This window comes from Dermabacter sp. HMSC08H10, assembly GCF_001807585.1.
GTDB classification, from domain to species: domain Bacteria; phylum Actinomycetota; class Actinomycetes; order Actinomycetales; family Dermabacteraceae; genus Dermabacter; species Dermabacter hominis.
Window position 1 is genome coordinate 77985 of the sequence record NZ_KV789419.1, and the last position, 7872, is coordinate 85856.

The window sequence follows — 7872 nt, forward strand, 5'->3', positions numbered from 1 at the left end:
AGGGCGTTAGATCAGTTCGGTCGCCCCGAGCTGATCGAGCAGGAAGGCGTACTCTTCGGCGCGCTGCTCCCACTTGGCGTAGCGCCCCGAGCGCCCGCCGTGGCCGGCGACCATCTCGCACTTGAAGAGGATCGGGCGCGCGGGAATCGCCTCTCCGCCCTCGTAGTTGCGGGTTTCCTCGCGAAGGCGCGCAACCCACTTCGCGGGCTCGACATAAAACACGCGGATGTCATTGAGGCTCGTCGTCGCGAGGATCGCCGGGTACTGCACGCCCTGGATGTTCTCGTACGGCGTGTACTCCTTCATGTACTGATACACCTCGGGATCCTCGAGCGGGTTGCCCCATTCTTCCCACTCGCCGACGGTGAGCGGGAGGCTCGGGTCGAGGATCGTCGTGAGCGCATCGACGAACGGCACGCCTGCGACGATCACGCGGAACGTTTCGGGGGAGAGGTTCGCGACCGCGCCCATGAGCAGGCCGCCCGCGCTTCCGCCATTTGCTGCGATGCGGTTCTTGTCGAACCAGCCTTCGCTCGCGAGGAACTGCGCCGATTCCACAAAGTCACTGAACGTGTTCTTCTTCGCGAGCTTCTTGCCGTTCTCGTACCACTCGCGGCCCATCTCGCCTCCGCCGCGAATGTGCGCGATCGCGACAACAACGCCGCGGTCCATGAGGCTCAGCCAATACACCGAAAGCATCGGATCCGTGGGGACTTCGTAGCTTCCGTAGCCGTAAAGGAAACCGGGGTTCGTGCCGTCGGGCTCAATATCGGCGCGTGCCATGAGCGAGATCGGGATCTTCGTGCCGTCGTGGGCCGTCGCCCACAGGCGCTTTTCTACGTACTTCGTGCGATCGAAGTTCGGTACAGGGGTTTCCTTGAGGATCTCCGGTTCGCCACCCGATGCGGGAATCTGCGCGACGGTCGTAGGCGTGAGCATCGAGTCGAGCGTGTAGCGGATCGTCTCCTCGTCCCAATTGCGATTGTGCGCGAGGTAGACGGCATCGAGTTCGCCGCCGTGCGAAATGTCAAAAGCGGAGGCAGTGTCCCAACCCGTGCTGCTCTCGGCACTTTGATCGCCGCTCACCTGATCGCGCTGCAGTACACGGACGGTCGGGAGACCCGCTGCGCGCATCGTGATCGCCACGTGGCTCTCGAAAGCGTCGGCCCCCTCGATGCGCTCGCCCTCTGCGGGGGCGAGGATCTCGCGCCAGGTTTCTTGCGCCTCGGCGCCGCTCGCGTCGAGCTCCTGGCGCGCAAGCGCGAAGCCCTTGTGGTCGCGGTTGTGAATGACGAGGTAGTGATCGTCCGCGTGCTCGACCGAGTACTCGACGCCTTCGACGCGACCCGCGACCGAGCGCGGTTCCTGAATCGGGCTTTCAAGGGAGGTCACGAGGGCCTCGCCGGTGACGCGTGAGGCCGTCTCGATGATGAGAGCCTTGCGGTTGCGGCTCGCGCCCGCGTAGGTGGTGAATTTCTCGTCGTCCTCGCGGAAAAGAAGGCGGTCTTCCGACGCTGGCTTGCCAATCTCGTGGACCCAGATTTCACACTGACGCCAGGCTTCATCATTCTTGGCGTAGACGATTTCCGAGCCGTCGAGGGAGAACGCGAGACCGTAGGCAACGTCCTTGACGGAATCGTCGATCACGTCGCCCGAAGCGAGGTCCACGATGCGAAGCGCATACACCTCGCCGCCAGAAGTATCCACGCTGTAGGCGAGGCGGTTCGATTCGTCGTTGAGGGTGATGCCGCCGAGCTGGAAAAACTCCGTGCCCTCCGAGAGTGCTTGTGCATCGAGATACACGTGCTCGCCGGGAAGCAGTTCGTCGTTTTCGGCATCGATGACGGGACGCTCGGGGCTATCCGCGAGGGCGATGCGGCTAAAGCGCGGGTAGTTGTCGCCCTCTCGCGTGCGCGAGATGTACCAGTAGTCCCCATCGCGAAACGGAACCGAGCTATCGGTCTCCTGCGTGTGGTTCTTGATCTCCGCGACGATCTGATCGCGGAGCGGGTGAAGCGGCTCGAGGATCTGATCAGCGTAGGCGTTTTCGGCGTTCAGATGGTCGAGGACCTCCTGGTTTTCCTTGTCGCGCAGCCAGTCAAAGTTATCGACGACCGTGTCGCCGTGATGCGTGCGCTCGATGGGCTTCTTCGCCGGTACCGGCGGCTTCATGAAAGTGTTGTCAGTCATAGGCACAACCTTATAGGGGCCTCAGCCGTCGGACCTGCGCGTTCCGAGCTGCGTACCGAGGGCCTTGCGCTCGTGCTCCTTCGGTGTCCGCTTCGCGAGTCGTTTCTCCCGCCTGTCACGTGACCTGCCTCCCACCAGGTAGCCTCAACTTTGACGCCAGGCGACGAATCGGTAAAGTGTTTCGCGGTAGCGTGTCCGAGCGGCCGAAGGTGCAACACTCGAAATGTTGTGTACGGCAACCCCGTACCGCGGGTTCAAATCCCGCCGCTACCGCCACGAAAACGAGCCGTAGCCTCAAGCCTTGGGGTTGCGGCTCGTTTGTTCTTCCGGCCCGGAGTGCGAGCGGCGGCTCGTGCGCGACAACGAGGTGGCGAGAAATGGCCAGAACCGATCGTCACGGTTTGACCGTGAGGGATCGACTCGCCCTCGATGCGGCCAAGCTCTACTATTCGGGACTTTCGCAAGCCGAAGTCGCCGAGCGTCTTTTCGTTAATCGCGCGACCGTGTCGAAGCTTCTCTCGACTGCCCGACGCAAGGGGCTCGTTCGTACGGTGATTCGAGATCCAAGGGAAATGGACACGGAACTGTACGGAGCGCTCAACGCCGCCTACGATCTCTCGAGCCTGCGCCTCGTGGTGCCGGTGGGCCGCGGTCCCATGGATAAACGCCATGCACTCGGTGTCGCGGGTGCCGAACTCCTCGAAGGGCTCGTGCAGGTCTCCGACACTCTCGGGATGTGGTGGTCGCAGACGACGTGCGAAGTTGCGCGCGGGTTCCGGCGCACGGCAACCCGGGGCGTGAGAATCGTGGGGCTCAACGGCAGCGACGATTCGGCGCACGACCTCGCGGCGTGGGAATCCGCCCGCGAGCACATTGAACGGGAGCTCGGGTGGGAGACCGTGGCCGCGCGCACCCCGCACATTTACTCGAGCCTCAGTGACAAGCTCGAGAGTGAGCGCACCCCCGAGGCGAGGGCGGTGCGCGCCGCCCAGAACGCGTGCCGCATCACCGTGTTTAGCACCAGCAGCGCGCACGCACTCATGGCGCGCCAGCCGGACACGCTGAGTGAAGACGAACGTGCGCGGATCGAGTGCACGTCCGTTGGGCACATATGCGGCCACTTCATCGATGCCGATGCGCGGATATGCGAGCCGATCGTCAATCAGCGAACCTCGGGTCTCCCGCTAGCAACGCTCCGCAACGTCGAGCAGAAAGTCCTCGTGGCCTGTGGGCCTGACAAGGTTGCCGCCATGGATGCGATCCTCGCCAACAGGTACGCGAACCACCTCGTGACCGACGTCGACACGGCACACGATCTTGTGCGCATGAGCGAGGACCGTCAGCGAACCCGCGCAGATTCGCCAATCGCCGAGCCTTAATGGCACAAATGTGCCAATTCAGCCTCCCGAACGGTGCGCGCGCGTCCCTAACCTAGTGCTCTCTTCACACAAAGGAGTGAGCATGACTACACCGAACCAGATTGTGGACCACACTCTCCTGGCCCCCACGGCAACGCCTGACGAAATCGAGGCTCTCTGCCGCGATGCGCGCGATAACCGCTTCTATTCGGTATGCGTGAGCCCCACCTACGTTGCACAAGCAGCGAGCCTGGTCGAGGGGAGTGACGTGCACGTGTGCACAGTCGTTGGCTTCCCCTCGGGCGCTCACACGAGCGCCGTGAAGGCCTACGAAACTCGCACCGCAGTCGACGACGGGGCTGACGAGATCGACATGGTCATGAACCTCGCATCCGCAAAAGCCCACGACTGGGCCGCGGTCGAGAACGACATTCGCGCAGTCGTCGAGGCGGCTCAGGGGCGAATCGTCAAAGTCATCCTTGAAACATGCGTCCTCGAGGACGACGAGATCGTCGCGGCGTGCACCGCCGCGCGCGCTGCCGGCGCCGACTTCGTCAAGACCTCAACGGGATTCGCGGGCGGGGGAGCAACCACCCACGCGGTTCAACTCATGCGCGAGACCGTCGGACCCGACATGGGCGTCAAGGCCTCAGGCGGCATTCGCACAGCGGCAGACCTCGACGCGATGGTCGCCGCGGGCGCAACACGCATCGGATCCTCCGCAGGCGCCGCTCTCCTGACCGCGCAGGGCAACTAACACACCACAATTGACGAAAGAGGAGGTCACCGATGACTTCACCACAGACGACAAACGTCGACCAGGGGATTCCTAACACGAGCTGGGGGCTCATCAAAGATCCGACCCGACAGCTGCGCGACGGGTATCTGACGAAAACCCCAATCTTCCAATTCATTCTGCTGTCGATCTGCTTCCCCATGTGGGGCGCCGCGGCAAGCATGAACGACATCCTGATCACGCAATTCAAAGCCGTCTTCGACCTTTCGGACGTTGCCTCGGCATTCGTGCAGTCGGCGTTCTACGGCGGCTACTTTGTCATCGCGATTCCCGCTTCTCGCGTCATTCGACGCACCTCGTACAAGACCGGCCTCCTCATCGGCCTCACGGTGTACATCGCGGGTTGCATGCTCTTCTTCCCCGCGTCGACGATGGCGACATACACCGTGTTCCTTGCCTCGCTGTTCGCGATCGCCATCGGCCTTTCCTTCCTGGAGACGTCCGCCAACACCTATTCCTCGCTCATCGGCGATAGAAAACACGCGACGCTTCGCCTGAACATCTCCCAGACCTTCACCGCGCTGGGGTTCCTGTCGGGCGCCGTCATGGGCAAGTTCCTCGTCTTTGAAGACGGAGATGCTCTCCACAACCGCATCGCCGCCGCAGGCTCCGAAGCCGCGCGTATGGAGATCACCGAAGCCGCACTCGGTCGAACCCTCGGCCCCTACAAGATCATCCTCGCGATCCTCGTCGTCCTCGTCGTGCTTATTGCGATCACGCAGTACCCGCACTGCAAACCGCTCAATAGCGACGCGAAAGAGGCCGAAGCTTCCATCGGCGAAACACTCGCCTACCTGGTGAAGAACAAGATGTTCATCGGCGGCATCATCACCCAGTTCTTCTACGTTGGCATGCAGACCGCTCTGTGGTCGTTTACGATTCGACTCGCGCTCAATCTCGACCACTCGCTCAATGAGAAGACCGCCGCGAACTATTTGATCGCCACGTTTATCGCCTTCTTCATCGGCAAGATCATCGCCAACGTTCTCATGACCAAGATTAACGAGGACGTCGTGCTGCTCATCTACTCGGGCCTCGGCATGATCACGATCCTCTACATCGTTCTCGCGCCGAACTTCACGAGCGTCTACGCGGCGATCGTCGCCTCCGCACTCCTCGGTCCGGGCTGGGCAACGATCTACGCACGTAACCTCGACACGATCAAAGACAAGCGCTTCACCGAAACGGGCGGCGCCATCATCGTCATGTCGATCATCGGCGGCGCGGTCATTCCCGTCGTCCAGGGCTTCATTTCCGATTCGACGGGCTCGATGCGCTTCAGCTTCATCGTGAACTTCGTGTGCTTCCTCGCGATCTTCATCTACTTTGTTGCGCAGTACAGGTCTTCCCACAAGGAATCGCTCACGACGGAGGCAACGAAATGACCCTGACAATCCCGCTCAGCGAGGCGCAGTTTCCGCAGAGTCCGCACACCCTCTGCGCGAACGAGTCGTTCACCGTAGAAGCATTCCGCTACCCGAACGGCATCGCCTCCATCACCCTTCGAAACTCGCGAGGCTCGCTGGAGATCCTGCCGTTCATGGGCCAGATCATCTGGGGAGCCGAGTTCGACGGCATCGACCTCACGATGACCAACATGTTCGAGCAGCCCATGCCGGCACGCGAGATCGTGGACACCTACGGGTGCTTCGCTTTCCACTCCGGCCTGCTCGCTAACGGGTGCCCGAGCCCCGAGGACGACCATCCGCTGCACGGAGAATTCCCGTGCCTGCCGATGGCGAGTGCCCGCCTGGACATTGACGACGACGCTCTCTCGCTCGTCTCCGTCGGCGAATACGTCAAAGGTTTTGGGCATCACTACCGGGCGGAGCCTCGCGTGACACTGCGAAAGGACAGCGCGATCTTCGACATCGGCATGGCTGTCACGAACCTGTCTGCGTACCAACCGATGCCTCTCCAGTACATGTGCCACATGAACTACGCCTTCGTGCCGGAGGGGCAGATGTCGCAAAACCTCCCCGAGGGCGCCTTCAAGCTGAGGTCCACGGTTCCCGCACACGTGACACCGAGCCCGGCATGGGAGGCCATTAACGCCAGCATCACGCGAGGGGACGTCGACGCAGACTCCTTGCACGGCGCCGAAGCCTTCGATCCAGAGATCGTGTACTTCGCTGACGACCTCGCGCAATACGGCGAACGTGTGTACTGCGAACTGGCATTGCCCTCCGGGCCTCGGTTCGCGACGGAATTTTCGAGCGAGGAGTTTTCCACGGCCACGCGGTGGATCCTCCATAATCCTGATCAGAAGGTCGCCGCCTTCGTGCTCCCCGGCACGTCTCGCCCGGAAGGCTTCAAGGCGGCACAGGCCCAGGGGACGCTCATCCAACTGGAAGCCGGACAAACGCGCGAATTCTGCGTGAGGACCGGGCTACTTGCCGAGAACGAAACACTTGACGAAGGAGAACTGTCGTGAGCATCGCTGTCGTGGGGTCGAACATGGTTGACCTCATCTCGTACATCGACCGCATGCCTGCCGAGGGCGAAACCGTCGAAGCCCCGAACTTCACAATGGGGTGCGGCGGTAAAGGTGCCAATCAAGCCGTTGCGTGCTCGCGGCTCGGCTCGAACGTCACCATGGTGACGAGGGTCGGCAACGACATCTTTGCCGAGAACACGATCCGGAATTTCCAGGACAACGGCATCGACACCACCCACGTGCTCACGACCGAGGCGACGAGTGGCGTGGCCCCAATCTTCGTTGATCCTGATTCGAAAAACTCGATCATCATCGTCAAAGGGGCGAACGCGCACCTGACCCCGCAAGACGTGGAGAATGCACGCGAGGAAATTGCGAAGTGCAGCCTCATCATGCTTCAGCTCGAGATCGAGCTGGAGACCGTGTACTCCACGATCGAGCTCGGTAACGAACTCGGAATCCCCGTTCTCGTCAACCCCGCACCGGCATCCCCCGAGCTGCGCCTCGACAAGATCCGTGGGGCCGAGTTCGTCGTGCCGAACGAAACGGAGCTTTCGCTCCTGTCAGGTATGCCCGTCGACGACATGGACGATGTGCTGAAGGCTGCTCAGGTGCTCCTCAACGTCGGTATTCGCAACGTGATCGTGACCCTCGGCCGAAAGGGTGCCGTGTGGGTGCACGAGGGCGGCTCGACCTACGTTGACGGGCGTGCGGTTGGTGCAGTCGACACCACGGGTGCGGGTGATGCATTCATCGGGTGCTTCTCCCACTACTGGGTTGAAACCGGAGACATCGAATATGCCATGCGCATGGCGCGCCTGTATGCCTCCGACTCCGTGACGCGGCACGGCACTCAGACGTCCTACGCCACGGGGGAGGACTTCCGTGGCCGCCTGGCAAGTGACATCGCCGAGGTGAACCTTCCGGGCGCGGCCAACGAGAAGAAGGCGTAGCGACGAAGAACCCCTTCGTAAACCCGCGGGGACTACGGGCGGCCGGCTCGTAGTCCCCGTCTTTTATGTGACCTAAGGCCCTAAAACCGAGTCAAATGAGCGGCTTTTTGGGTTGTTTTATGGTGTGGGCCACGAGTT

General features: G+C 61.9%; 6 protein-coding genes and 1 tRNA gene. 6 read left to right on the forward strand and 1 reads right to left on the reverse strand.

All coding sequences use genetic code 11. The features are described from left to right. Nucleotides 1–6: 6 nt before the first annotated feature. The gene (locus tag HMPREF3176_RS02405; RefSeq protein ID WP_070457894.1) at nucleotides 7–2190 is read right to left on the reverse strand and encodes a S9 family peptidase; all 2184 of its coding nucleotides are present in this window, start codon (nucleotides 2188–2190) and stop codon (nucleotides 7–9) included. 185 nt (nucleotides 2191–2375) lie between these two features. Here HMPREF3176_RS02405 and HMPREF3176_RS02410 point away from each other — a divergent pair. The 6 genes from HMPREF3176_RS02410 to rbsK all read left to right on the forward strand — a co-directional run bounded on the left by HMPREF3176_RS02410 (nucleotide 2376) and on the right by rbsK (nucleotide 7734). Beyond that, nucleotides 2376–2466, forward strand: a tRNA-Ser gene (locus HMPREF3176_RS02410). A 101-nt stretch (nucleotides 2467–2567) separates the two neighbouring features. Beyond that, on the forward strand, nucleotides 2568–3569 hold the full coding sequence (locus HMPREF3176_RS02415) for a sugar-binding transcriptional regulator (RefSeq protein ID WP_016663706.1): 1002 nt from the start codon (nucleotides 2568–2570) through the stop codon (nucleotides 3567–3569). A gap of 82 nt (nucleotides 3570–3651) precedes the next feature. Continuing rightward, nucleotides 3652–4305: a deoxyribose-phosphate aldolase gene (deoC, locus tag HMPREF3176_RS02420; protein WP_070435414.1), complete on the forward strand. Its 654-nt coding sequence runs from the start codon at nucleotides 3652–3654 to the stop codon at nucleotides 4303–4305. 32 nt (nucleotides 4306–4337) lie between these two features. Continuing rightward, entirely contained in the window at nucleotides 4338–5729 is a 1392-nt protein-coding gene (fucP, locus tag HMPREF3176_RS02425) for an L-fucose:H+ symporter permease (protein ID WP_016663708.1), read from the forward strand. After that, on the forward strand, nucleotides 5726–6778 hold the full coding sequence (locus tag HMPREF3176_RS02430) for an aldose 1-epimerase family protein (protein ID WP_070457896.1): 1053 nt from the start codon (nucleotides 5726–5728) through the stop codon (nucleotides 6776–6778). The genes fucP and HMPREF3176_RS02430 overlap by 4 nt, the downstream gene beginning before the upstream one ends. Then, complete coding sequence (gene rbsK / locus HMPREF3176_RS02435; protein ID WP_070435413.1) at nucleotides 6775–7734, forward strand: ribokinase; 960 nt, start codon at nucleotides 6775–6777, stop codon at nucleotides 7732–7734. Before HMPREF3176_RS02430 ends, rbsK begins: the two co-directional genes overlap by 4 nt. Nucleotides 7735–7872 lie beyond the last annotated feature (138 nt).